This window comes from Embleya sp. NPDC050493, assembly GCF_044458105.1.
Lineage (GTDB): Bacteria > Actinomycetota > Actinomycetes > Streptomycetales > Streptomycetaceae > Embleya.
This window is the reverse complement of sequence record NZ_JBITHP010000001.1, coordinates 543877-566636: the sequence shown is the minus strand read 5'-3', so window position 1 is coordinate 566636 and position 22760 is coordinate 543877. Positions and strand designations below refer to the sequence as shown.

The 22760-nt window shown below is 70.5% G+C and carries 24 protein-coding genes; 18 read left to right on the top strand and 6 right to left on the bottom strand.

Translation table 11 applies throughout. From position 1 onward, the window contains the following. Nucleotides 1–10 precede the first annotated feature (10 nt). A complete protein-coding gene (locus ACIBM5_RS02250; protein WP_396004953.1) occupies nt 11–619 on the bottom strand; it encodes a TetR/AcrR family transcriptional regulator in 609 nt (202 codons plus the stop codon). Between the two features lie 139 nt (nt 620–758). On the opposite strand from ACIBM5_RS02250, the gene hpnH reads away from it, so the two are divergent. The 4 genes from hpnH (at nt 759) to ACIBM5_RS02230 (ending at nt 4502) form a co-directional block, all read left to right on the top strand. Next, a complete protein-coding gene (gene hpnH, locus ACIBM5_RS02245) occupies nt 759–1763 on the top strand; it encodes an adenosyl-hopene transferase HpnH (RefSeq protein WP_360316710.1) in 1005 nt (334 codons plus the stop codon). Nucleotides 1764–1926: 163 nt separating this feature from the next. Then, complete coding sequence (locus ACIBM5_RS02240; RefSeq protein WP_396004952.1) at nt 1927–2241, top strand: hypothetical protein; 315 nt, start codon at nt 1927–1929, stop codon at nt 2239–2241. A gap of 555 nt (nt 2242–2796) precedes the next feature. Then, entirely contained in the window at nt 2797–3165 is a 369-nt protein-coding gene (locus ACIBM5_RS02235; protein ID WP_396004951.1) for a hypothetical protein, read from the top strand. 368 nt (nt 3166–3533) lie between these two features. Continuing rightward, nucleotides 3534–4502, top strand: coding sequence for a helix-turn-helix domain-containing protein (locus tag ACIBM5_RS02230; protein ID WP_396004949.1), 969 nt, complete (start codon nt 3534–3536; stop codon nt 4500–4502). 212 nt (nt 4503–4714) lie between these two features. Here the strand turns inward: ACIBM5_RS02230 and ACIBM5_RS02225 are convergent, their stop codons facing one another. Next, nucleotides 4715–4969, bottom strand: a complete 255-nt coding sequence (locus tag ACIBM5_RS02225; protein WP_391582165.1) for a hypothetical protein — start codon at nt 4967–4969, stop codon at nt 4715–4717. 49 nt (nt 4970–5018) lie between these two features. Beyond that, nucleotides 5019–6260: an MFS transporter gene (locus ACIBM5_RS02220; RefSeq protein WP_396004948.1), complete on the bottom strand. Its 1242-nt coding sequence runs from the start codon at nt 6258–6260 to the stop codon at nt 5019–5021. A 57-nt stretch (nt 6261–6317) separates the two neighbouring features. Here ACIBM5_RS02220 and ACIBM5_RS02215 point away from each other — a divergent pair, with 57 nt between their 5' ends. The 8 genes from ACIBM5_RS02215 (at nt 6318) to ACIBM5_RS02180 (ending at nt 13856) form a co-directional block, all read left to right on the top strand. Further along, entirely contained in the window at nt 6318–7193 is an 876-nt protein-coding gene (locus ACIBM5_RS02215) for an acyl-CoA thioesterase (protein ID WP_396004947.1), read from the top strand. Between the two features lie 39 nt (nt 7194–7232). Next, the gene (locus tag ACIBM5_RS02210; protein ID WP_391582162.1) at nt 7233–7607 is read left to right on the top strand and encodes a VOC family protein; all 375 of its coding nucleotides are present in this window, start codon (nt 7233–7235) and stop codon (nt 7605–7607) included. A gap of 213 nt (nt 7608–7820) precedes the next feature. Next, on the top strand, nt 7821–8600 hold the full coding sequence (locus ACIBM5_RS02205) for an enoyl-CoA hydratase/isomerase family protein (protein WP_396004946.1): 780 nt from the start codon (nt 7821–7823) through the stop codon (nt 8598–8600). 3 nt (nt 8601–8603) lie between these two features. Next, nucleotides 8604–9533, top strand: a complete 930-nt coding sequence (locus ACIBM5_RS02200; protein ID WP_396004945.1) for an SDR family oxidoreductase — start codon at nt 8604–8606, stop codon at nt 9531–9533. A 203-nt stretch (nt 9534–9736) separates the two neighbouring features. After that, entirely contained in the window at nt 9737–10876 is a 1140-nt protein-coding gene (locus ACIBM5_RS02195; protein ID WP_391582159.1) for a magnesium and cobalt transport protein CorA, read from the top strand. 164 nt (nt 10877–11040) lie between these two features. Then, the gene (locus ACIBM5_RS02190) at nt 11041–11781 is read left to right on the top strand and encodes an alpha/beta fold hydrolase (RefSeq protein WP_396004944.1); all 741 of its coding nucleotides are present in this window, start codon (nt 11041–11043) and stop codon (nt 11779–11781) included. A gap of 147 nt (nt 11782–11928) precedes the next feature. After that, entirely contained in the window at nt 11929–13242 is a 1314-nt protein-coding gene (locus tag ACIBM5_RS02185) for a sensor histidine kinase (RefSeq protein WP_396004943.1), read from the top strand. Further along, the gene (locus tag ACIBM5_RS02180; protein ID WP_391582156.1) at nt 13206–13856 is read left to right on the top strand and encodes a LuxR C-terminal-related transcriptional regulator; all 651 of its coding nucleotides are present in this window, start codon (nt 13206–13208) and stop codon (nt 13854–13856) included. Before ACIBM5_RS02185 ends, ACIBM5_RS02180 begins: the two co-directional genes overlap by 37 nt. 131 nt (nt 13857–13987) lie before the next feature. On the opposite strand, the gene ACIBM5_RS02175 is transcribed toward ACIBM5_RS02180, so the two are convergent. Further along, complete coding sequence (locus tag ACIBM5_RS02175) at nt 13988–14191, bottom strand: hypothetical protein (protein WP_158695784.1); 204 nt, start codon at nt 14189–14191, stop codon at nt 13988–13990. Between the two features lie 546 nt (nt 14192–14737). Here ACIBM5_RS02175 and ACIBM5_RS02170 point away from each other — a divergent pair. Both ACIBM5_RS02170 and ACIBM5_RS02165 read left to right on the top strand, forming a co-directional pair. Then, nucleotides 14738–16165, top strand: a complete 1428-nt coding sequence (locus ACIBM5_RS02170) for a hemolysin family protein (RefSeq protein WP_391582155.1) — start codon at nt 14738–14740, stop codon at nt 16163–16165. Beyond that, nucleotides 16162–17229: a hemolysin family protein gene (locus tag ACIBM5_RS02165; RefSeq protein WP_391582154.1), complete on the top strand. Its 1068-nt coding sequence runs from the start codon at nt 16162–16164 to the stop codon at nt 17227–17229. The genes ACIBM5_RS02170 and ACIBM5_RS02165 overlap by 4 nt, the downstream gene beginning before the upstream one ends. 83 nt (nt 17230–17312) lie before the next feature. Here the strand turns inward: ACIBM5_RS02165 and ACIBM5_RS02160 are convergent, their stop codons facing one another. After that, nucleotides 17313–18461 carry an epoxide hydrolase family protein gene (locus ACIBM5_RS02160; protein ID WP_396004942.1) on the bottom strand — a complete coding sequence of 383 codons (1149 nt, stop codon included), beginning with the start codon at nt 18459–18461 and terminating at the stop codon, nt 17313–17315. A gap of 32 nt (nt 18462–18493) precedes the next feature. Further along, nucleotides 18494–18784, bottom strand: coding sequence for a hypothetical protein (locus ACIBM5_RS02155; protein WP_396004941.1), 291 nt, complete (start codon nt 18782–18784; stop codon nt 18494–18496). 372 nt (nt 18785–19156) lie between these two features. Here ACIBM5_RS02155 and ACIBM5_RS02150 point away from each other — a divergent pair, with 372 nt between their 5' ends. The 4 genes from ACIBM5_RS02150 (at nt 19157) to ACIBM5_RS02135 (ending at nt 22706) form a co-directional block, all read left to right on the top strand. Then, a complete protein-coding gene (locus tag ACIBM5_RS02150; protein WP_396004940.1) occupies nt 19157–19816 on the top strand; it encodes a hypothetical protein in 660 nt (219 codons plus the stop codon). 70 nt (nt 19817–19886) lie between these two features. Continuing rightward, entirely contained in the window at nt 19887–20408 is a 522-nt protein-coding gene (locus ACIBM5_RS02145) for a pyridoxamine 5'-phosphate oxidase family protein (RefSeq protein ID WP_396004939.1), read from the top strand. 54 nt (nt 20409–20462) lie between these two features. After that, on the top strand, nt 20463–21017 hold the full coding sequence (locus tag ACIBM5_RS02140) for a TetR/AcrR family transcriptional regulator (protein WP_396004938.1): 555 nt from the start codon (nt 20463–20465) through the stop codon (nt 21015–21017). A 120-nt stretch (nt 21018–21137) separates the two neighbouring features. Beyond that, a complete protein-coding gene (locus ACIBM5_RS02135) occupies nt 21138–22706 on the top strand; it encodes an MFS transporter (protein WP_396004937.1) in 1569 nt (522 codons plus the stop codon). Nucleotides 22707–22760: the final 54 nt, after the last annotated feature.

The window sequence follows — 22760 nt, the reverse complement described above, 5'->3', positions numbered from 1 at the left end:
CGCGCGGCGGTCAGCTCTTGCGCAGCCCGGCCAGCACCCGGTCGATGACCCGGCCCACCTCGGCCCGGGCATTCGCGGGGTCGGCGGCTCGCGCGGTGTACATGCTCGCCTCCGAGATCAGCGAGGCCAGCAGCCGGGCCAGCGGCGGCACCGGCAATTCGTCGATCTCGCCGTTGTCCATCGCCTGCCGCAACCACGCGGCCAACAGCCCGTGACCGTGCTCGTCCACGAGCGCGTCCCACGACCCGGGCCCGAGCACCGCCGGACCGTCCACCAGCACGATCCGCTGAAAGTCCCCGGTCGTGCACACGTCCAGGAACGACTGGAATCCGTGTCGCAGCTGATCCCACGGTTCGCTGGGGTGGTCCTGGGCATGACGCATCTCGTGGGCGACCAGCGCCTCGGCCGCCTCCGCCGCGACGGTCTCCATGACCGCGCGAAACAGATCGGCCTTGTCCTTGAAGTGGTGGTACAGCGCACCCCGGGTCACCCGGGCCGCGGCCACGATCTCCTCGGTGCCGGTCTGCGCGTACCCCTGCGTCGCGAACAGCTCGCGCGCGGCGGCCAGCAGGGCCGCTCGGGTGTCCGCCACATGTTGTGCCCGACGCGTGACCGCCATACAACCCCCACGTGACGTACAGCCTGTATGTTGAAGATGTTGTCATCATCGGGCACACCCGGGCAACGACGCCACGCCGAGTCGAGTTTCAGCGGACGCCGACGCCCCCGGGTTCGGGGATAGAGAGGACGCGACGGTCATGGGCCTGCCGCTGAACCTGGCTGTGAAAATCGGCACTCACCTGGTCAAGCAGAAGATCAAGCGGGTCGACAAGTTCGCGATGATCGTGGAGGTCGAGCCGCTGTTCGCGTGCAACCTCAAGTGCGGTGGGTGCGGCAAGATCCAGCAGCCGCACGACGTGTTGCGCAAGCGCATGTCGGTCGAGCAGGCCGTGGCGGCCGTCGAGGAGTGCGGCGCGCCGATGGTGTCGCTGGCCGGCGGTGAGCCGCTGATGCACAAGCAGATCGACCTGATCGTCGAGGAACTGCTCAAGCGCAAGAAGTTCGTGATCATCTGCACCAACGCCGTGCTGCTGCCCAAGCACCTGCACAAGTTCAAGCCGAACAAGAACTTCGCGTGGATGGTGCACATCGACGGCCTGCGCGAGAAGCACGACCAGGCGGTGGACAAGGAAGGCGTCTTCGACGAGGCCGTGGCCGCGGTCAAGATGGCCAAGGCCGCCGGATTCCAGGTCTACACGAACAGCACGTTCTTCAACACGGACTCCCCCGAGAGCATCGTGGACGTGCTGAACTTCCTCAACGACGACCTCAAGGTCGACCGGATCCAGATCTCCCCGGCCTACGCCTACGAGAAGGCCCCGGTACAGAACCGCTTCCTCGGCGTCGAGCAGACCCGAAAGCTGTTCGCATCCGCCTTCGCGGGCGGCAACCGCAAGAAGTGGCGGCTCAACCACTCCGCGCTCTTCCTCGACTTCCTGGAGGGCAAGCGCGACTTCGAGTGCACGCCGTGGGCCATCCCGTCCTACTCGTTGCTCGGCTGGCAGCAGCCCTGCTACCTGATGGGCGACGGCTACGTGCAGAGCTACAAGGAGTTGCTCACCGACACCGAGTGGGAGAACTACGGCCGCGGCAAGGACCCGCGCTGCGACAACTGCATGGCGCACTGCGGCTACGAACCCACCGCCGTCCTGGCCACCATGGGCAGCCTCAAGGAAAGCCTCCGCGCGGTCGTCGCCGGCTGACCCACGAGGGAGGGTCGGCGGCAGAAGCTCCGCCGCCGACCCGGAGTCGTAGCAACGGCGCGCCCTGTCGAACTCCCGGAAGCGGCAGGGCGCACACCTGCCCGCGCACACCCCCGAGTGCGCCGGCTACCGAGTGCCGCCTGCGCGGTGCCACGCTGTCTGCATGGACACCACCCCGGACATCCACCTCACCATCACCGGCACCGGGCTCCACTCACGCATCACCGACCAGGCCCTCGCCGTGGTCGACGACGAGCTTCGAGCCGACTACGAACGCACCGTCAGCCACGCTCTCAAGGCCGCCGCCGAGGCCTGGGATGGCCACCGGTACGACGAGTTCGCCATCCACCTTGCTCGCGCCACCGAGACCCTCACCGAGATCCAGCGCATGGCCATCACCTGCCACGACCGCGCCGGCTACGATGCCATGACCGCCAGGGCCCGCGAAATCATCGCCGACGGCGAGAGGCTTGCGTGATGTCGTACTCCATCAGCTACGACCGGCGCGCCCGTCGACAAGCGGCGAACCTCCCGTCGGCCGCAAGCCGGGCGCTGTCAGGGGCAGAGTCCCGGCTCGCGAGCGACCCGTGGGGCTGCACCCAGGCTGCGGGCGGGCTGAAGGAAATGAGGCACATGGAGTTCGTCGCGGGCGGCCTCATCACCCTGACCATCCAGGTCCAAACCAGCACCGTCGTCATCATGGACATCACCTACGTCGGCTAGGCCGTGTCCGGCGGCGACGCCCGTCCGCTCACCCAGGGGCCCACGGCGCGGCCGGAGGCTCACGGGCACGCCGATTGGGAAGCCCGGTCACCCCTCACCGGCGACCGGGCTGCCACAACCTGATGAATCGTCAGCGTAGCGGAATGATCGTTGACACGTGTCGCATGGGTCGGCTCGGAACCAAATCTTGACCCTTTTCGGCACGTGGGACCTGGCATGTCGGGTAGATTCGCGCCGCCATCGGCCCACCACGGGGCCATGGCGACTCCGCGAGGCGCGTGTTCCGCGGGTTGAAATGGGGGCTTGTCAGATGGTTCATCGTGTTCTTCGGCGTCTCGCCGGTCCGATCCTGCTCGCGGTGTTCGCGGCCGTGTTGACCGCCGTGCCCGCGCAGGCCGCGCCCGCGCCGGCCCAGGCGCAGGTCCGCCAGGTCTCGTCCGCGACAGTGTCGACCGCGCTCACCTCGGCCGGCGTGCAGACGGCCGCGGACACCTCGGCGCAGACCACGTCGCACCGGGCCGCCGCGCAGCAGAGTCACCCGACCAAGAAGGCCAAGAAAAAGAAGAAGAAGAAGAGCTTCTTCAAGAAGGCCGGCAAGTTCATCTTCGGGATCATCGCCATCATCATCGTCGCGATCATCATCTTCTTCGTCTGGCGGGCGCTCAAGCGCCGCAACTGATCACGTGCTCCATCCGGCCGGGCCCTCCCGGCCGATCCGGAACACACCGCGCGCCCGGCCCATGTCCCTTGGGCCGGGCGCGCGGTCGTTCCCTCGCATCGTCGTTCACCCGTGGCGCCCGCCGCCCGGAGCGCCGTCGGGCCTGCCCGCCATTCAGTGGTGCCACGACCGGGACTTGTCCCGATCGCGTGTGTCGGCCGATCGGCCCAGCACCGACAGACCACCGAGAACCATCGTGACCACCAGGAAAACCGCCAGAACTGTCATGCCTCGAGACTGCCCGATGCTTGCACATACATCGAGTGGCAGGACTGCCTGATGCGCACAACATCCTGCCATCTCGGCCGGACTGCCGGCATGCTGTACGCATGCTGCGCAACGTGGTCGTGATCGTTCAGGACGGGGTCGCGCCCTTCGAACTCGGGGTGCTGTGCGAGGTGTTCGGCATCGACCGGAGCGAGGAGGGGTGTCCGGTCTACGACTTCGCGGTGTGCGCGGTCACCCCCGGCCGGGTCCGCGCCAAAGCCGGCTACGACGTGTACGTCGAGCACGGCCTCGACCGGGTCGCGCAGGCGGACCTGGTCGCGGTTCCCGCGTCCGCCGAGCACGACGAGCACGCGGCGCCGGATCCGCTGCTCCTGGACGCGCTGCGGGCCGCCGAGGCCCGAGGCGCTTGGATCATGAGCGTCTGCACGGGTGCCTTCACGCTGGCCCGGGCCGGCCTGCTCGACGACCGGCGCTGCACGTCGCACTGGAAGTACACGGACCGCCTCGCCCGCCTGTACCCGAAGGCCGTCGTCGAGCCGGACGTGCTCTACGTCGAGGACCGGCGGGTGATCACCAGCGCCGGCACCGCCGCCGGCATCGACGCGTGCCTGCACCTGGTCCGAATGGAGGACGGCACCCGGGTGGCCAACGCGATCGCCCGCCGCATGGTCGTGCCGCCGCACCGCGAGGGCGGCCAGGCCCAGTACATCGCCCGACCGCTGCCCGAGCGCTCCGGCAGCCCGCTCCAGGCCACCCTCTCGTGGATGGAGCAGCGCCTGGCCCTGGAGGTGACGGTCGATCAGATGGCCGAGCACGCACTGATGTCGCCGCGTACGTTCGCCCGCCGGTTCCAGCAGGAGACCGGCACCACGCCCTACGAATGGCTCACCGCGCAGCGCGTGTTGCTCGCCCAGGAACTGTTGGAGGAGACCGACCTGCCGATCGACATCGTCGCCGAGCGCTCGGGCTTCGGCAGCGCCGCGACGCTGCGCCACCACTTCCTGCGCCGTCGCGGCACCACGCCGCAGAACTACCGTCGGACCTTCTGCCCCGGGAGCGCCACCGCGTGACCGGCATCGCCGATCCGCACCGCTCGCGCCGACGACCAGCACGCCTCGTCGCGGTCGCGGAGCCTGTCGGCATGGGCACGCGGCACCGACGCCGGCGGCCGAACCCGGACGGATCCGCAGCGCCGGCGCCGGATGTCGGTGCGGCGGCGTAACCTACGTCCTTCGACGGTCCGGTCCGGCGCTCTCTTGCCCCTGTTCGGGCCGGGCCGTCGTCAGGTCAGCTTGGCGGCGGCACGCAGCGCGCGCATGATCTTGAACCGGTTCGGTCCGAGCACCATCATCGGGTGTGCGTGCAGTGCGCGTATGGCATTGCGTTCCGCCCGAACCGCCGCCGACCACTGACGGGTCAGTTCGGCGTCCAGCCGCCCGGGGTTCTCGCGCGCGAACGTCGTGACGACGTCGGCCGCGTGGTCGCGGTCCCGCTGAAGGGCAACCAGCTCAGCCGGGATTTCCGCCGTTTCATACATGCGGATCATCGTAGGTGGCAAGCCGCCTTCGACCTAGGACATGCGTGCGTCACATATGTCGTGAATCCTGCGCATCGTCCGCCGGCGCCGGTTCCCGATCCGGCCCCCGCTCGCCGCGACCCGCCGCGCAGTACAGCGCGACCGCGCCGCCCAGGGCCGCCGTGCCGAGCAGGATGATCCGGTAGTCCAGGACCGCCAGCAGACCCGCCACGCCGAGGATGGCGAACGCCGTCGGCGCGAACATGATCGTCCCCGCGGTCGCCGCGACCCGGCCCACCAGGTGCCCCGGCGTCTCCCGCTGCAATACGGTCATCGCCGCCACGTGCACCGCCGGCAGCCCGAAACCGATCGCCACGCTGCCGGCCAGGACCACGGGCAGCCACTCGACCACCCGCAGGCCCACCCCGACCGCGAACAGCGCCAGGCCCAGCACCGCGAACCCGCGCGCGCCGAGCCGGCGGATCAGCGTGCCCGCGCAGAGCCCCACCACCACGGACCCGGCGCCCTGCGCGGTGTACAGCACGCCGACGAACGCAGGCGAGCGCCCGAGTCCCTGGTCCACCACGGCGTAGACCGCGCCGCCGCTGAGCCCGGACACCAGCATCGCCAGACCGCCGGAGAACACCAGCCGGCGCAGCGGACGATGCGCCCACAGATAGCCCGTGCCCGCCGTGGCCTGCCCCCACCAGCCGGTCTCGGCCTTCGCCTTGACCGGTTGGTCGAAGCGCATCAGCGCGAAGACCCCGGCGGCGAGTACGAACGTGCCCGCGTCCAACAGCGCGACGGTGTGCCCGCCGGACCACGCGAACAGCCCCGCGCCCGCCAGCGGGGCGATCAGCTTCATGCCCTCGGCGGCGCTGAGCCGCATCCCGTTCAGATCGCCCAGGATGCCCGGTGCCACGCCGGCCGTGAGCGCGGTCGACTCGGCGGCGTCCAGGAGCACGAAGCCGATGCCGTAGCCGAACATCACCGCGAACAGGATCCACACCCGATCGCCCGAGTGCACGGTCAGGGTGAGGGTCAACAACGCGGCGAGGGCCAGGTTGACGGACAGGAGCACGCGTCTCGCGGGCCATCGGTCCGCGGCCGCGCCGAGCAGCGGGCCGAGCAGGGTCGGCGCAAACACCCCGAGCGCCATCAGCGCCGCCACGCTGTCCGAACCGGTCAGCGTCTTGGCCCAGACCCCGGCGACGAGCGACATCGCGCTGCTGCCGAAGCTGGAGACCACCACGCCGCTCAGATACAACCCCGCGTTGCGGTCCTTCAGCACCTTTACCGCACCCCACGCCACGTGCCCACCGTGCCCCTCGTTGTCGTCGTCGCGCCCGTCCTTGCTGTACTAGCAGCCATGAGCTGCGCCGTCACCCAATTCGTCGAAGAAGTTGAGCCGACCCGACTCAAGTCCGATCTGTTCGAGGGGAAAAGCCCTGATCCGGACGCCTTTCGAGTCTTCGGCGGCTGGCTGGTCGCGCAGGCGCTCGCCGCCGCCGGGGCCACCGTCGACGGCGACCGGGTGCCGCACTCCCTGCACGCGTCGTTCCTGCGGCCGGCCGATGCCACGCTGCCGCTGACCTACCGGGTCACCCGCACCCTCCAGGGCCGGACGCTGAGCCATCGTCAGGTCGACGTGCTCCAGACGGACAAGGTCGTCGTGCACCTGGTCGCGTCCTTCCGGGTGACCCGCCCCGAGACGCCGTTCGACCACGCGCCGAGCGCACCCTCCGTGCCCGACCCGACGACGCTGCCCACGCTCGCACAGCGGCTGAACGCGCTGAACGGCCCGCTGCGCCGACCGCAATTGGTCCGGCGCAACCCGGTGGACCTGCGCTTCGTCGAGCCGCCGACCTGGGCCGACGAGACGTCCACCGCGCGACCACCGCACAACGCGCTGTGGTGTCGCGCCGACGGCGAACTGCCGGATCGCCCGCTGCTGCACGCGTGCGCCGTCGCGTACGCGACCGACCTGAGCATCCTGGACACGCTGGTACTGCCGCATGCCGCGACCCTGGGCCGGCGCTGGATCCCCCGGGCCAGCCTGGACCACGCGATCAGGTTCCATCGCCCGTTCCGCGCGGACCGGTGGTGGCTCTACGACCAGGAGGGCACCACACTGCACGCCGCGCACGGCACGGTGCACGGTCGGATCTTCGACGCGGCGGGGGCGCTGTTTGCGACGGTGAGTCAGGAGGCACTGTTCGGCGAACCGGTCGAACACCGGTCGTAGCGCCACCGAGGGCCGGGGGCGCCTGCCGAGGGAGTGCGCATGTTGCAGGTCGGAAAGGTCTCACTGAACGTCAGCGACCAGGACGCGGCGAAGCGCTTCTGGGTCGACAAAATGGGCTTCGAGGAGGTCATGGACACGCCGATGGGCGAAGCCGGCAGCCCGCGCTGGATCGAGGTCCGCGCCCCGGGTGACGGCATCACGCTGATCCTGTTCAGCCACCGCTTCGACATGGAGAAGGTCGGCTCGCTCAACAACGTGTTGTTCACGTGTGACGACCTGCAGAGCACCTACCGGGAACTGGTCGCCCGGGGCATCGACTTCCCGGACAAGCCCGCCCAGCAGGAATGGGGCTGGTGGGCCACCTTCCGCGACAACGAGGGCAACTTCTACGGAGTCACCCAGCGCAACCCGTGACCACGATCGGCCGACGCGGCTGCGCCGCTGCCGTCGCCTCGGGCCGGTGACACCGGCGCGACACCGCCGTGACCGCGCGGATCGACGGCACCGACGCGACCCGGCCGACGGCCGCGGCCCGGCCGGGCGACCGGCTGTGATCTTGCCCGCTTGCGGTCGTTGCCGCGCCGTGGGTCTCGATTCCTGTGCGGCGTTGGGATATCCCAAGGTGTCATGGCGGACAAGGTGCTTCTCGACTACGACGGACCGATCGCGACGATCACCAACAACAACCCGGACAAGCACAACGCGTTCGACGACGAGATGGATCAGCTCCTGTGGCAGATCCTCGGCGAGTTGAGGCGGCGCCCCGAGATTCGGGCGGTGATCTGGCGTGCGGTGGGCAAGTCCTTCTCCTCCGGTCGCGACGTGTCCTCGATCGGCGGTCACCGGGTCGAATTGACGCACCATCAGTTGATGACGCGCGGGCATCGCGGCGTGCAGCAACTGTTCGAGTTGGACGCGCCGGTGCTGGTGGCCTGCCAGGGCTGGTCGATCGGCGCGTCCTTCCAGCGCGCACTGTTGTGCGACATCCGGGTGGCCGCCGAGGGGGCTCGGTTCATGCTGCCCGAGACCACGCACGGGGTGATCCCGGACACCGGCGGCGTGGCCCGGCTGTACCAGATCTGCGGGCCCGGGGTGGCCGCCGACCTGGTGCTCACCGGCCGCCCGATGCACGCCGCCGAGGCGTACGCGCACGGCATCGTCTCGCGCGTGGTGCCGCCCGCCGAACTGGACGCCACGGTGCGCGAGATGGCCGAGCGGATCGCCGCCGCGCCGGCGGTGACCGTCAAGATGGCCCGGCGCGTGCTCGGCCACCTCGCCGAACCCGCCGTGCGCACCTCGATGGCGGAGGAACTGATCGCGCAGACCTTCGTCAACAAGTCGGACGACTACGCCGAGTTCCGCGCCGCCCGCGCCGAACAGCGGCCCGCCCACTACACCGGGAGCTGACCCATGACCGAGGCATCCGACGGCATCATCGGCCTGCCCGAACCGCCCGCCCTGGGCGCCGGCGCGCTGCCGGCCGGAACCTACGCGGACCGTACGGTGTTCGTCACCGGCGGCGGCACCGGCCTGGGCAAGGCGATCGCGATCGAGTTCGCCCGACTGGGCGCGAACCTGGTGGTGGCCAGCCGCAAGGAGGACCACCTGGAGGCGGCCCGCGAGGCGCTGACCGAGGCCGGCGCCAAGGTGCGCACCGTGGCGTGCGACATCCGCGAGCCCGCCGAGATCGCCGCGGCCTTCGACGCGGCCGTCGACACGTTCGGGCTCCCGGACGTGCTGATCAACAACGCGGCGGCCAACTTCCCGGTGCCGGCCGAGGAGATGTCCCCCAACGCGTGGCGCACCGTCGTGGACATCACCCTCAACGGCACCTATTTCTGCGCGCGCGAGTTCGCCCGCCGACACCTGGCGGCGGGCACACCCGGTTCGATCGTCAACATCGGCGCGTCCTACGCCTGGACCGGCGGCCCCGGCTTCGCCCACAGCGCGGCGGCCAAGGCGGGCGTGAAGAACATGGTCGAGACGCTGGCCGTCGAATGGGGCCCGTACGGGATCCAGGTCAACGGCCTGGTCCCGGGCCTGTTCCCGCACGAGGACATGACCGCCGCCATCAAGGAAAACCTGGCCGACAAAGGCAACCCGGCCGGCATCCACGCTGCCGGCACCCACGACAAGGACCCGTGCCAGCCCGCGATGCGCGTCGGCCGACCGCGCGAGCTGGGCTGGGCCGCGACCTTCCTGGCCTCGCCCTACGCGCGCTTCATCTCCGGCCACACCCTGGTCGTGGACGGCGCCAACTGGCAACGCCGCGGCCTGGTCAACCCGCCGGTGGTCACCGTCCGGCAGCAGATGGGCAAGGGTCCGTTCGAGCTGCCGTGAGCACGACCCGGGCGGTGGGTCGGCAAACGCCCCGCGCTGCGGCGCCGCGGCACTGCCGGTGATCGAATCGCCAAATGGCATAAATCCGTAATATCTGCGCGGAAAAATGGACAATACGATGGTCGGGTCGGTCGCGATTTTCCGGCGCGACCGCCCCGTCGTCAGGTCCGTGCTCTTCGCCGCCCAGTGTCTCGGAGCCCCGCATGCCCGATCGGCGTCTGCCCTTCCGCGCCCGCAGGCACGGTGCGATCGAACCCTCCGAACCACCCGAGCGCTCGATGGACCCGCGGGCGGCGGACTCCCCGGAGCCGCCGCCCGTCGAGCACAGCCTGATCGACGCGGCGATCTACGTGGACGGGGCACGGGTCGCCTCGCCGAGCACGCTCGCCGACACCTACCGCGAACTGCACGCCCGCCCCGGCGCGATGGCCTGGATCGGGCTCTACCGCCCCTCCGAGAGTCAACTCCTCTCCGCAGCCGACGAGTTCGACCTGCACGCGCTCGCCATCGAGGACGCGATCGTGGCCCACCAGCGCCCCAAGCTCGAACGCTACGGCGAAACCCTGTTCGTGGTGCTGCGCGCGGCCCGCTACCTCGACGATGTCGAGGAGGTCGACTTCGGCGAGCTGCACGTCTTCCTCGGCGCCAACTTCGTGGTCACCGTGCGCCACTCCGAGTCCCCCGACCTCTCCGCGGTCCGCCGCTGGGCCGAGGACCGGCCCGAACTCCTGCGCCAGGGCCCGGAGGCGGTGCTGTACGCGATCCTGGACAGCGTCGTGGACGCCTACGCCCCGGTCGTCGGCGGCCTGCAGAACGACATCGACGAGATCGAGGCGGAGGCCTTCCTCGGCGCCCCGAACGTCTCCCGGCGGATCTACGAACTCTCCCGCGAGGTGATCGAGTTCCAGCGCGCGACCCGGCCGCTCCTGCTCATGCTCACCGACCTGTCCACCGGCTTCGACAAGTACCACGTGGACCAGGAACTGCGCCGCTACCTGCGCGACGTCCAGGACCACGCGACGATCGCGGTGGAACGCGTGGCCGGTTTCCGCCAGCTGCTCGAAGGCATCATGCGGGTCAACGCGATCGTGGTGACCCAGGCCCAGAACGAGGAGATGAAACAGCTCACCGCGGCCAGCAACGCGCAGAACGAGGAGGTCAAGAAGATCTCCGCGTACGCCGCCATCCTGTTCGCGCCGACCCTGATCGGCACCGTCTACGGGATGAACTTCGACGACATGCCCGAGCTGCACTGGACCCTCGGCTACCCCTTCGCGGTCGGCCTGATGGTCCTGGTCTGCGTGGTGCTCTACGTCGTCTTCAAGCGCCGCAACTGGCTCTGAGCCCGCCGGGTCCGACCCGGGCGCAACCGGCGAGCGCGCGACCCACCGGCACACCGCGGGGCCCGGGCCCGACCCGCGCTCGAACCTGTCGCGTTCTGTCAGGTATCCGGTCCAGGATCGGAGGTGCAAGGACGCACACGAAACATCACTAGAGGAGCATTCCCATGGCGCACATCGTTCTCGTTCCCGGCTACTGGCTCGGCGCTTGGGCGTGGGATCGGGTCGTCGAACCGCTGCGCGCCGCCGGACACGACGTGCTCGCGGTGACGCTGCCGGGGCTGGCCGACGAGGCCGCCGACGCCACCGGAATCGACCTCGCGACCCAGACCGACGCCCTGGTCGAGGAGATCACCTCGCGCGACCTCACCGACGTGGTCCTGGCCGCCCACTCCGGCGGCGCGTTCACCGCCTACGAGGCGCTGGGGCGGATCCCGGAACGCATCGCCCGGATCGTCTACGTGGATTCCGGCCCGGTGGCCGAGGGCGTCTCGCTCCTGGACCTGACCGAGCCCGCCGAGCGGGCCCGGATCGAGGCCGAGGTGGCCGAGCGCGGCGACGGCCGATACACCTACCCCTGGGATCCGACGACCGCCGCCGAGATGCTCGACGGGCTCGGCCCGGCCGATCTGGAGATGCTGCGCACCCGCGCGGTGGCGCAGCCGTACGCGGTCGCGGCCAGTGCGGAGCAGGTCGGCGACCCGGCCCGGCTCAAGGTGCCCGCGCACATGATCACGTGCCTGTTCCCGGCCGAGCAGGTCGAGGCCATGATCGCGCAGGGGCACCCGTTCATGGCCGAGTTCGCACTGGCCGAGCAGCGGAGCGTGCACGGCCTGCCGACCGGCCACTGGCCGATGTTCTCCCGTCCCGAGGAACTCGCCCGGTTGTTGGCAACCATCGCCTCCTGAGCGGCGGCCGACGCCGGCCAACCGGTATGCGGGGGTGGGCCCAGCCCCACCCCCGCGCGGGGTGCCTCCCCAGTGACCTGCACGGTCGTCGCCCGACACACTGGTGCCACCACCGGCAGTGCACGCAACATCCACGGGAGGACCCCTATGAGCACGCTCACGCCGCACAGCGCCGATCCACCGGCGACGGGTTGGCGGCTCGGTCGGGCGCTGTTGTCCGCCTGGCGTGGGTTCATCCTGGTCTTCCTCTCCGTACCGACCCTCGCGCTGTTCATCACCTGCGTCGTGTTCCTGGCGCTCGTGCCGATCGGCGTCGGCCTGCTGTTCTTCCTTCCCCTGATGCTGCTGCTGCGCGCCACCGCCAACCTGACCCGCACCGCGATGCGCTCGTGGGCCGGCGTGCCGATCGCGACGCCCTACCGGCGGCTGCCGCCGGGCAAGGGCGTGACCGGGCTGTGGCAGCGCACCCGGCAGACGATCACCGAGGGGGCGACCTGGCGGGACCTGCTCTGGGCGCTGCTCTACCTGCCGTCGAGCCTGCTGCTCGCCTGCTTCCCGATGATGCTGATCGTGAACGGCCTGCACGGCGCGCTGATGCCCTTCCTGTGGGAGGTGGCCTACCGCCACGTCGACCCGCAGTGGTACACGTTCATCAAGGTGGACAGCTCGCAGCGGGCCGGTCTCGCGGTGCCGTGGGGCCTGGTCCAGATGATCGCCGGCCTGGCCCTGGCCCCCTGGTTCGCGCGGGTCAACGCGCTGTGGAACCGGTCCCTGCTCGCCCCCACCAAGGAGGCCGAGTTGGCGCTGCGGGTGCAGCACCTGACCGAGAGCCGGACCGACGCCGTGGACGCCTCGGCGGCCGAGCTGCGCCGGATCGAGCGCGACCTGCACGACGGCGCACAGGCTCGCCTGGTCGCGATGGGCATGAACCTGGGCGCCGCGGAGGCGCTGCTGAGCACCGACCCGGAGGCGGCCCGCACGCTGCTCGCCGAAACCCGCGCGGCCTCCGCCAAGGCCCTGCACGAACTGCGCGACCTGGTCCGCGGCATCCACCCGCCGGTGCTCTCCGACCGCGGTCTGGGCGACGCGGTGCGCGCGGTGGCCCTGGAGAGCCCGCTCGACGTCAACGTCAATGTCACGCTGCCCGCCCGGCCGGAGCTCCCGCTGGAGTCCGCGGCCTACTTCGCGGTCACCGAGGTGCTCACCAACGCGGCCAAGCACTCCGGCGGACAGCACGTCGAGATCGATCTGACCTACGTGGACGGCAAGTTGCGGATCACCGTCACCGACGACGGCGTCGGCGGTGCCGATCTGGCGAAGGGCACAGGTCTGCGCGGCATCGAGCGGCGACTCGATACATTCGACGGAACGCTCGCCCTGCACTCCCCCGAGGGCGGCCCGACGACTGTGATCATGGAGCTGCCGTGCGACTTGTCCTCGCGGAAGACCTCGCCCTCCTGAGGGATGGGCTCGTCCGCCTGCTCCAGGCCCACGGCTTCGAGATCGTCGCCGCCGTGGACAACGGTCCGGAATTGCTCCGAGCCCTGGTGGAACACAAGCCGGACGTCGCGGTCGTCGACGTCCGGCTGCCGCCCACCTTCACCGACGAGGGCCTCCAGGCCGCCCTGGAGGCCCGTCGGCGCGTTCCGGGGCTGCCGATCCTGGTGTTGTCGCAGTACGTCGAGCAGTTGTACGCCCGCGAGTTGCTCGCCGACGGCACCGGCGCGGTCGGCTACCTGCTCAAGGATCGGGTGTTCGACACGGACGAGTTCGTGGACGCGGTCCGCCGGGTCGCGGCGGGGGGCACCGCGATGGACCCCGAGGTGATCTCGAAACTGCTCGCCCGCAACGTGCGGGACAAACCGCTGGCGCAGCTGACGCCGCGGGAGCGCGAGGTGCTGGAGCTGATGGCCGAGGGTTGTTCGAACGCGGCCATCGCGGGTCGGCTGTTCGTCTCGGAGGGTGCGGTGAGCAAGCACACCACGAACATCTTCGCGAAGTTGTCGATCGACACCTCGGACGAGACGAATCGGCGCGTGCTCGCGGTGCTTGCCTACCTCAACGGGAGCAACTGAACACCGAAGCCGACCGGACCACCGGCAGGTGTCCTCCCGACGATGCGACCGGGCGAGACCACCGACCACGCGAGCGGCCGAGTGGGATCGCTCTCACGACGGCCGACCGGGCCGGGTCGCCACGTGGGTGTTCACGAACCGGTGGTCAGCCGCAACAACCGGTCCCGCTCCTCCTCCACGATGCGCTGGGCGCGCAGTACGACGGCCTCGGGCACGCCGTCGGGCAGTTCTCCGAAATCGCGGAAGCGGCGAAGGTCGCGTGGACGAACGCCGGTGATGTCGTAGGCCTTCAAAGCGGCGAGCGACACGGCGTAGTCGTCGAGTGTGCGAGGCATGGTCTCCTTCTCGCGCGCTGGGAGGTCCGATGCGGGCACCTCGGGCGAGCCGGCGTCGGCCGGATCAGGGCTGCTGTCGTACACGCTGCCCCCGTCTGATGTTGTCAACGTCATTGCGGCGGTGCAGGTTCCCGGTACCAATCTTCCGGACGGGAAGGCGCGGGTCGCTCCCCCGTACGGATGAACTTCGCGACGCCTGCGGCAGGAGGCGCAGTGCGTCCGTACTCCCCTCGCCGCAGCACGCGGGATGCACGTGTTCGACGAGCCTGATCACCACACGGTGTTCGAGGAAGCACAGATTGTCATGACGCGGGGCACAAAGCCAAGCATCTTTTGCTACCGGTTCGAATCCGACGCCCTTCGCACGCTTCCGCGCCCGGGCCCGGGGAACAAGCGCGCACGATGATACGTTCGGCGAGGTAAGTGTTTTGACCCCGAATTGCCCGTTGAGCAAGGAGCGTGCGTGTCCGCCCAAGAGACGGACCCCCCTAGTACCGGTCCCTCCCGAGACTGTGATCGAAGCCGCGATGTCCGGGAGGCGGTCTCATGACCGCGGCTCTGGGCATAGCCGCGATCGTCGTGCTGACCCTCGGTACCGGTTTCTTCGTCGCCCAGGAGTTCGCCTACGTGGCGGCCGATCGGAGCCTGCTGCGCCGCCGTGCCGAATCCGGCGACAAGGCGGCGGCCCGGGCGATGACCGTGATGGGGCGACTTTCGTTCATGCTGTCCGGTGCCCAACTGGGCATCACCGTGACGGCCCTGTTGGTCGGCTTCATCGCCGAACCCGCGCTCGCCGCGGTGATCTCCCCCCTCCTGGACCTGATCGCCGTACCCGGCGGCGCGGTCCCGGTGATCTCGCTGATCCTCGGCTTCGCGGTGGCCACCGCGATCCAGATGGTGCTCGGTGAGCTGGTCCCCAAGAACTGGGGCATCGCCGAGCCCGAGCGGGTGGCGATCCTGCTGGGGCGGCCCACGCTGGTCTATCTCAAGGTCGCCGGCCCCCTGATCCGCCTCTTCGACACGCTGGCCAACCGCATCGTGCGCGCGATCGGCATCGAACCGGTCGAGGAACTGCACGGCGGCGCCACCACCGAGGAACTCGCGCACATCGTCGACGAGGCCGGCCGGGACGGCGACCTGGACCCCGCGCTGTCCGGGATCCTGCGCCGCGCGATCGCCTTCGGCGACCTGACCGTGGACCAGGTGATGGTGCCGCGTCCGGACGTGGTCCGGGTGCGGGCCGAGACCACCGCCGCCGAACTGATCGAGCTGGTCGCCGAGTGCGGCCACTCGCACTATCCGGTGGTCGGCGAGCGGGTGGACGACGTACTGGGCGTGGTCGGGGTGGCCTGCCTCCTGGAGGTGGCACCCGAGGACGCCGCGCACGTGACCGCCGGGTCCATCGCGCGCCCCGCGCTGCTCGTTCCGGACACCGCCGGGCTGGCCTCGCTGCTGGAACAGCTGCGGGCCGCGCACGAGGAGTTCGCGGTCGTCCTGGACGAGCACGGCGGCCTGGCCGGGATCGTCACCTACGAGGACGTGGCCGAGGAACTGGTCGGAGAGATCGCCGACGAGAGCGACGACGAGGACCCCGTCGACACCGAGCCCGAGGACGGCTGGTGGCGGCTGGACGCGGGGCTGCGCGTGGACGAGGCCGAGCGGATCGTCGGCGCGGAGTTGCCTGACGGCCCGTACGACACGCTGGGCGGCCTGGTCATCGCCCACCTCGGCCGGTTGCCCGAGGTGGGCGACCGGATCAGGGTGCCCGACCCCGACGAGGTACGCGCCGGGCGCGCGGCCGACGAGGACGACGAACCGATCCGCTACACCGAGATCGAGGTGCTGGAGGTCGAGCGGCACGTGCCGGCGCTGGTCCGGATCCGCGTGCTGACCTCGGCCCCCTCGTTCCCCCGGAACGCTTCCGAATGGAGCGCCGAGGGGCGCTCCAAGCGCACCACAGAGGTGACCGCATGACCCCGTCCCTGGCCTCCGGTGGCGGCCTGGGCTCGCTGGAGCTGGGCCTGTGGCCGGCGCTGGCCGTCACGATCGCGCTGCTCGTGGGCAACGCGTTCTTCGTGGCCGCCGAATTCGCGATGGTGGCCGCACGCCGGCATCGCCTGGAGGCGCTGGTCGCCGAGCGCAAACGTGGCGCGAAGTCGGCCCTGGCCGGCGTGCGCGAGCTGTCGCTGATGCTGGCCGGTGCCCAACTGGGCATCACCATGTGTTCGCTGGGCCTGGGCATCGTCTCCGAGCCGGCCATCGCGACCATGCTGGACCCGCTGTTCGACGCGGTCGGCATGCCGGCCGCGGCCGGGCACGCGGTGGCGTTCACGATCGCACTCGTGGTCGTGGTGATCCTGCACATGGTGCTGGGCGAGATGGCGCCCAAGTCGTGGGCGATCGCCGGCCCCGAGAAGGTCGCGCTCGTGCTCGCGCCGTCCTTCCGCGGCTACACCCGGGTGGTGCGGCCGCTGTTGCTGGCGATGAACGGGGTCAGCAACGCGATCCTGCGGCTCGCCGGGGTGGACCCCAAGGACGAGTTGTCCCATCCCAAGGACGCGGAGGGGCTGCGCCGGCTGGTCGGCGAGTCCCGTCGGCTCGGCCTGATCGACGGTTCGTCGCACGATGTTCTCTCCGGCACGCTGCGCACGCACACTGAGCCGCTGGCCCGATTGGTCGTGCCGACCGCCGAGATCGACTCGGTGCCGGCCGACGCGGGGCCGGACGAGATCGTCGCGATGTCCCGGCGCAACGGCCGCAACCGGCTGCTGGTGCGCAGCGAGGACGGCACGCTGTTCGGCGTCGTGCACATCCGCAAGGTGCTCACGTCGCGCACCCAGAGCTCCGGCAACACCGCCGGCGAGCTGGCCACGTCGGTGCTCACCCTGGGCGTGGACACCCCGATCCAGCGCGCCGTCGCCGCCCTCCAGGAACGCCGGGCATCGCTGGCCCTGGTACACGCCGCCGACGGCACGCTGCTGGGCCTGGTCGGCCTGGACGACCTCCTCGGCAGCGTCCTGGGCGCACGCGCGGCATAGCGCACGAGGCAGGAGGTCCCGTCCGCCCCAGGCGTGACGGGACCTTCCACTCGCCTCGCCCACCGCCTCCCGGGCCGCCCGGCTCAGTCGCGGATCAGGCGGAAGAAGCGACGGACCTCCTCGACGAAGGTTTCCGGTTGTTCGAAGGCGGCGAAGTGGCCGCCGCGGTCGAGTTCGTTCCAGTAGCGGAGATCGGTGAAGCGGCCGGCCGCCCAGCGGCGCGAGGAGCGGATGATCTCGTGCGGGAAGATCGAGCAGCCGGTCGGGACACCGACCTCGGACAGGTCGGGGTTGCGGTAGCTCTCCCAGTACAACCGGGCCGAGGACGCGGCTGTGCCGGTGAGCCAGTACAGCATCACGTTGTCCAGCATGTGATCGCGGGACAGCGCGTTCTCCGGGTGGCCCTCGCAGTCGGTCCACTGCTGGAACTTCTCCACGATCCAGGCCAGTTGGCCGACCGGCGAGTCGGCCAGGCCGTAGCCGAGCGTCTGCGGCCGGGTGGACTGGATCTTGCTGTAGCCCGCGCCCCACTCGGAGTGTGTGCCCAGGTCGGCCAGCGCCTGCTGTTCGGCCGGCGTCGGATCCTTCATCGCCTCCGCGTCCGGCATCGCCACCGGCATGTTCAGGTGGATGCCGAGTACGTGTTCGGGGTCCTGCCGACCGATGGACGCGGTGACCATCGACCCCCAGTCGCCGCCCTGCGCGCCGTAGCGCGAGTAGCCCAGGTCGGCCATCAGCACGGCCCAGGCCCGGGCGATCCGGTCGATCCCCCACCCGGTCTCGGCCGGCCGGTCGCTGAAGCCGTATCCGGGCAGCGAGGGCAGCACCACGTGGAACGCGTCGGCCGCGTCCCCGCCGTGTGCGGTGGGGTCGGTCAACGGGCCGATCACGTCCATGAATTCGACGATCGACCCGGGCCAGCCGTGGGTGAGGATCAGCGGCAGCGCGTCCGGATGCGGTGAGGGCGCGTGCAGGAAGTGCACCCCCAGGCCGTCGATTTCGGCCTTGAAGTGGGCATGGCCGTTCAGCCGCGCCTCGGTTTTGCGCCAGTCGTAGGTGGTCCGCCAGTACTCGGCCAACTCGCGTGTATAGGCCAGCGGGATGCCCTGGGACCAGTCGTCCACCGGTTCGGCCTCGGGCCAGCGGGTGCGCGCCAGGCGCTCCCGCAGGTCCACCAGGTCGGCGTCGGGTATGTCGATCCGAAAGGGCGTGATGTGCGACGGGTCGGGCATGGACCGGCAACTCCTCCGTGGCGGGGATCGGGTCACGGAGACGATTGCGGGCCCCGACCGTCGTCGACGATCGGTGCGACCGGATCGGGGCTCCTGTCGTGCGTCTCCGGGTTGGTACTCAACCCGATCACCAGGGCCCCGCACCAGAGCGCCGCCACCACGGACAGCACGATTTTGGTCATCGGCGTCCATCGGGTGACCATCCACATCAACAGCGCACCGATCGGCGGCAGGAGCACGAGCAGGAGCAGGATCCACCGCTGTCTGGTGAACCAGGGGCGTTCGTTCTCGACGTGCCGCTTCCGGCGGCTGGTGCGTATCACTGGTTCCGGCCCCCTAGGAACACCCGACGGACCACCCGCGGGTGGGTAGCCCCATGTCTGCCCGGCGAAGCGCGGCTCAGTCCCGGCAAAGCGCGACGCGGATGCCGGGCGAGGTGCGGCCCGGATCCCGGCAAAGCACGGCCGGGTCCCGAGACTTCGCGGCTCCGTCCCGGCGAGGCGCGGCCCCCTTCCCGCGAGGCGCGGCCCCCTCCCGGCGAAACGCCGGCCGGTCCCGGGCGGATCCCGATCCGGTCCCGCCGGGGGCGTGCGTGCTCCGTATGGGTGAAGTCCGCGCCGAAGTGCCCGGTCGGCTTTCGTCCGGCCCGCCGGACCGGCAGTTTGTTCACTTCGTCCGCCTCCGGAAGGCCCCCGATGAACCGTCACCTCCGCGGCGGGGTCGGCGTCGCAGCCGCGCTCCTGACCCTGAGTTCACTCGCCGCCGGCACGCCCGTGTCCGCCCACGAGCCCCCGCCCGGCGCCGGGCCCGCCGTGTCGCCCGAGCGCGGCGCCCCACAGGGGCCGCTGCCGCACCCGAAGGCGGCAACCAACGCCGAGTTGCCGCCCTGGCCGGTCCCCGAGGACAGCGCCCGGCGCGGTGCCGACGCGGGTCTGAAGCTGGACACGATGGAAGGTGCCCTCCAGCACTTCCACGTGCACCTGGACATCTTCGTCGGCCTCGACCGGGTCGATGTCGCGCCCGACATCGGCATCGACAAGCGAACGGGGCTGCCGGCCGATCTGCACACGCACGACGACAGCGGTGTGTTGCACGTGGAGAGCCACGACGCGAACGCCCGCTTCGTACTGGGCCAGTTGTTCGCCATGTGGAACGTGCGCTTCGACGAGACCCACCTGGGCGCCCTCACCCCGGACGCCACGCACACCTACCGCACCTACCTGAACGGCACGTTGGTCGGCGGCGATCCGGCCCGGATCGAACTGCGTCCGCACGATCAGATCTCGGTGATGTTCCAGGGCGACAAGGTCCGGATCAAGCCGCCGGCCTCGTACGACTTCCCGCCGGGCCTTTAGGGTCGCGCGCGTTCACGACAGTATGGGTGGTGAGGTACCGGGACGTCAGCACGAGACAGGGGTTGCCGCCATGACCGATCTGGAAACCGCGGCCCCGGCCTTCATCGCCATGGCGCACTCGATCGTGTGGGCCTCGATCGCCACCGTGGACAGTGCGGGTCGGCCGCGGACCCGGATCCTGCACCCGTACTGGGTGTGGGAACACGGGCGATTGACCGGTTGGGTGGCCACCGCGCCCACCGCGACCAAGCGCGCGCACATCGCCCGCAATCCGTTCGTGTCGTGCAACTACTGGTCGCCCTCACACGACACGTGCGTGGCCGAGTGCCGCGCGGATCTGCTCTTCGAGCCGGAAATCCGCGAGCGGGTGTGGAACCTGTTCCGGGACACCCCCGAGCCGCTGGGCTACGACCCGGCGGGAACAGGGGTGCCCGGCTGGGAGGACCCCCTGTCGCCGGGCTTCGCGGTGATGCGCCTGTCGCCGTGGCGGCTGCGGATCTTTCCCGGTGCGGCGCTCAAGGGCGGGGCCGCCGAGCCGGTGCTGACCTGGCAGGAGCCGCGACCGGAGCTGACGCCACAGGGTTGCAACTGAATCCATCCGGTAAATCATGAGACACGATTGTCTCATTCGGGCTACAGTTGATCCATGCCCACCGACAACGAGCACGTGCTGCGCGCCGCCGTCACCCTGCTGCTCCGGCGACCCGCATCGTCCATGGACGAGATCGCCCGAGCCGCCGGGATCAGCCGCGCCACGCTGCACCGGATGTTCCCGGGCCGGCCGGCGCTGATCGCCGCGCTCGGTGCGCAGGCCTCGGCGCAGATCGGCCGCGCGATCGACGCCGCCGACCTGACCGCCGGCGAGGACGTCCCCGCGGTGCTGCGCGGACTGGTGGACCGCCTCATGCCGTGCGCCGAATATCTGGCGTTCCTGTACGGGGAGAGCTCACTGGTCGGCGATCCGGGCCTGGAGCAGGCCTGGAGCGTGATGGACGAGCAGGTCGCCGCCGCGGTCCGGCGCGGCCAGGAGAACGGCTCGATGCGGGTGGACCTCACCGCGCAGTGGGTCTCCGAGGCGCTGTTCTCGTTCGTCGCCGCCGCCGGCTGGGCGGTCCACGAGGGCCGGCTCGCCGGCCGTGACGCGGCCCGCTCGGTGGCCGAACTCCTCCTGGGTGGTGCCGCCCGCCGCCCGCCCGGCTGATCCGGCTTCGGCACGCATCGGCCGCCGCCGCCCGCCCACGCCGCCGCCCCGGCATCGTCCCGCCGCGACTCCCCGGCTGATCCGCACAGCCGATCCGTCTCTTTGCTTGGAATCCTGATCATGGCAAGTGGCACGACCTCCTCGACTCCCGTTCATACCGGCACCGGCGACTCCGCGAAGGGTGCGCCGGGCCGTTGGATCGCCCTGGGTGTACTGACCCTGTCGGTGCTGCTCGTGGCGATCGACGCCACGGTGCTCGGCCTGGCGATCCCCTTCCTCAGCGAGGACCTCGAACCGACCGGCACCCAGTTGTTGTGGATCGGTGACGTCTACTCGTTCGTCATCGCCGGTCTGCTGGTCACCGCCGGCACCCTGGGCGACCGGATCGGCCGCAAGAAGCTGCTGCTCTGGGGCTCGGCCGCGTTCGGCGCGCTGTCCGTGGTGGCCGCCTACGCGCCCAGTGCCGAGGCGCTGATCGCGGCCCGCGTCGCGATGGGCGTGGCCGGTGCGTCGCTGATGCCGTCCACGCTCGCGCTGGTGCGCAACATCTTCCCGGACGCCCGCGAGCGCAGTTTCGCGATCGGTGTGTGGGGCGCGATGTCGATGGCCGGCGCCGCGTTCGGCCCGGTGGTCGGCGGCTTCCTGCTCGAACACTTCTGGTGGGGCTCGGTCTTCCTGATCAACCTGCCGGTAATGGCAGTGCTGATCGTGGTCGGCATCAGGATGTTGCCGGAGTCGCGCAATCCGAACCCGGGTCCGTGGGACATGCTCAGCGCGGCGCTGTCGCTGGTCGGCATGATCGCCACCGTCTACGCGATCAAGGAGGCCGCCACACACGGTCTGCTGCGCTGGGACGTGTGGGCGGCGCTGGTGATCGGCGTGGGCGCCCTGGCCTGGTTCGGCCGCCGCCAGTTGTCGCTGCCGGTACCGCTCCTGGACATGCGGTTGTTCCGCAACCGGGCGTTCAGCGGCTCGGTGCTCGCCGACCTGCTCACCGTGCTCGGCATGTCCGGGCTGATCTTCTTCCTGTCCCAGTTCCTGCAACTGGTCCAGGGCCGCAGCCCGTTGCAGGCCGGTCTGGCCGAACTGCCGGCCACGGCCGGGGCGATCGTCTCGGGTCTGCTCGCGGGCCTGGCCGCACGTCGGTTGACCCCGCGCGTGGTGGTGACGAGCGGTCTGACCGCGATCGGTCTCGCCCTGGGCGCGCTGACCGTGCTGTCCGAGGACACGCCGTACCTCTACCTGGGCGGTGTGCTGCTCCTGGTCGGTGTCGGCGCGGGCTTCTCGTTCACCGTCACCGCCGACCTGATCCTGGGCAGCGCGCCGAAGGAGAACGCGGGCGCGGCCTCGGCGGTCTCGGAGACCGCGTACGAGTTGGGCGCGGCGCTGGGCATCGCGCTGCTGGGTTCGGTGGTCACCGGGATCTACCGGGGCCACGTGACGATCCCCGAGGGCGTCTCCGCGGACGCGGCCTCCGATGCCCGCGAGTCGCTCGCGGGCGCCGCGGAGGCGGCCGGGACGGTCCACGGCCAGGTCGCGACGGACCTCACCCACTCGGCGAACGACGCGTTCCTGGAGGGGCTGCGGATCGCGGCCGGCGCGGGCGCTGCGGTACTGCTCGCGGCGGCCGTCGCGGCCTGGTTCATGCTGCGCGGCGCGCGCACGGCCGAGTCGGACGTCGAGCACTAGAGTCCGCCCGGCGCACGTCGGGCCGGGGGTCCGGCGGCGGGATCGGTCCCGTCG

What these genes read in the sequence shown, in the direction of transcription:
- ACIBM5_RS02250 (WP_396004953.1), bottom strand. Translation starts at nt 619, where the DNA reads ATGGCGGTCACGCGTCGGGCACAACATGTGGCGGACACCCGAGCGGCC.
- hpnH (WP_360316710.1), top strand. Translation starts at nt 759, where the DNA reads ATGGGCCTGCCGCTGAACCTGGCTGTGAAAATCGGCACTCACCTGGTC.
- ACIBM5_RS02240 (WP_396004952.1), top strand. Translation starts at nt 1,927, where the DNA reads ATGGACACCACCCCGGACATCCACCTCACCATCACCGGCACCGGGCTC.
- ACIBM5_RS02235 (WP_396004951.1), top strand. Translation starts at nt 2,797, where the DNA reads ATGGTTCATCGTGTTCTTCGGCGTCTCGCCGGTCCGATCCTGCTCGCG.
- ACIBM5_RS02230 (WP_396004949.1), top strand. Translation starts at nt 3,534, where the DNA reads ATGCTGCGCAACGTGGTCGTGATCGTTCAGGACGGGGTCGCGCCCTTC.
- ACIBM5_RS02225 (WP_391582165.1), bottom strand. Translation starts at nt 4,969, where the DNA reads ATGTATGAAACGGCGGAAATCCCGGCTGAGCTGGTTGCCCTTCAGCGG.
- ACIBM5_RS02215 (WP_396004947.1), top strand. Translation starts at nt 6,318, where the DNA reads ATGAGCTGCGCCGTCACCCAATTCGTCGAAGAAGTTGAGCCGACCCGA.
- ACIBM5_RS02210 (WP_391582162.1), top strand. Translation starts at nt 7,233, where the DNA reads ATGTTGCAGGTCGGAAAGGTCTCACTGAACGTCAGCGACCAGGACGCG.
- ACIBM5_RS02205 (WP_396004946.1), top strand. Translation starts at nt 7,821, where the DNA reads ATGGCGGACAAGGTGCTTCTCGACTACGACGGACCGATCGCGACGATC.
- ACIBM5_RS02200 (WP_396004945.1), top strand. Translation starts at nt 8,604, where the DNA reads ATGACCGAGGCATCCGACGGCATCATCGGCCTGCCCGAACCGCCCGCC.
- ACIBM5_RS02195 (WP_391582159.1), top strand. Translation starts at nt 9,737, where the DNA reads ATGCCCGATCGGCGTCTGCCCTTCCGCGCCCGCAGGCACGGTGCGATC.
- ACIBM5_RS02190 (WP_396004944.1), top strand. Translation starts at nt 11,041, where the DNA reads ATGGCGCACATCGTTCTCGTTCCCGGCTACTGGCTCGGCGCTTGGGCG.
- ACIBM5_RS02185 (WP_396004943.1), top strand. Translation starts at nt 11,929, where the DNA reads ATGAGCACGCTCACGCCGCACAGCGCCGATCCACCGGCGACGGGTTGG.
- ACIBM5_RS02175 (WP_158695784.1), bottom strand. Translation starts at nt 14,191, where the DNA reads ATGCCTCGCACACTCGACGACTACGCCGTGTCGCTCGCCGCTTTGAAG.
- ACIBM5_RS02170 (WP_391582155.1), top strand. Translation starts at nt 14,738, where the DNA reads ATGACCGCGGCTCTGGGCATAGCCGCGATCGTCGTGCTGACCCTCGGT.
- ACIBM5_RS02165 (WP_391582154.1), top strand. Translation starts at nt 16,162, where the DNA reads ATGACCCCGTCCCTGGCCTCCGGTGGCGGCCTGGGCTCGCTGGAGCTG.
- ACIBM5_RS02160 (WP_396004942.1), bottom strand. Translation starts at nt 18,461, where the DNA reads ATGCCCGACCCGTCGCACATCACGCCCTTTCGGATCGACATACCCGAC.
- ACIBM5_RS02150 (WP_396004940.1), top strand. Translation starts at nt 19,157, where the DNA reads ATGAACCGTCACCTCCGCGGCGGGGTCGGCGTCGCAGCCGCGCTCCTG.
- ACIBM5_RS02145 (WP_396004939.1), top strand. Translation starts at nt 19,887, where the DNA reads ATGACCGATCTGGAAACCGCGGCCCCGGCCTTCATCGCCATGGCGCAC.
- ACIBM5_RS02140 (WP_396004938.1), top strand. Translation starts at nt 20,463, where the DNA reads ATGCCCACCGACAACGAGCACGTGCTGCGCGCCGCCGTCACCCTGCTG.
- ACIBM5_RS02135 (WP_396004937.1), top strand. Translation starts at nt 21,138, where the DNA reads ATGGCAAGTGGCACGACCTCCTCGACTCCCGTTCATACCGGCACCGGC.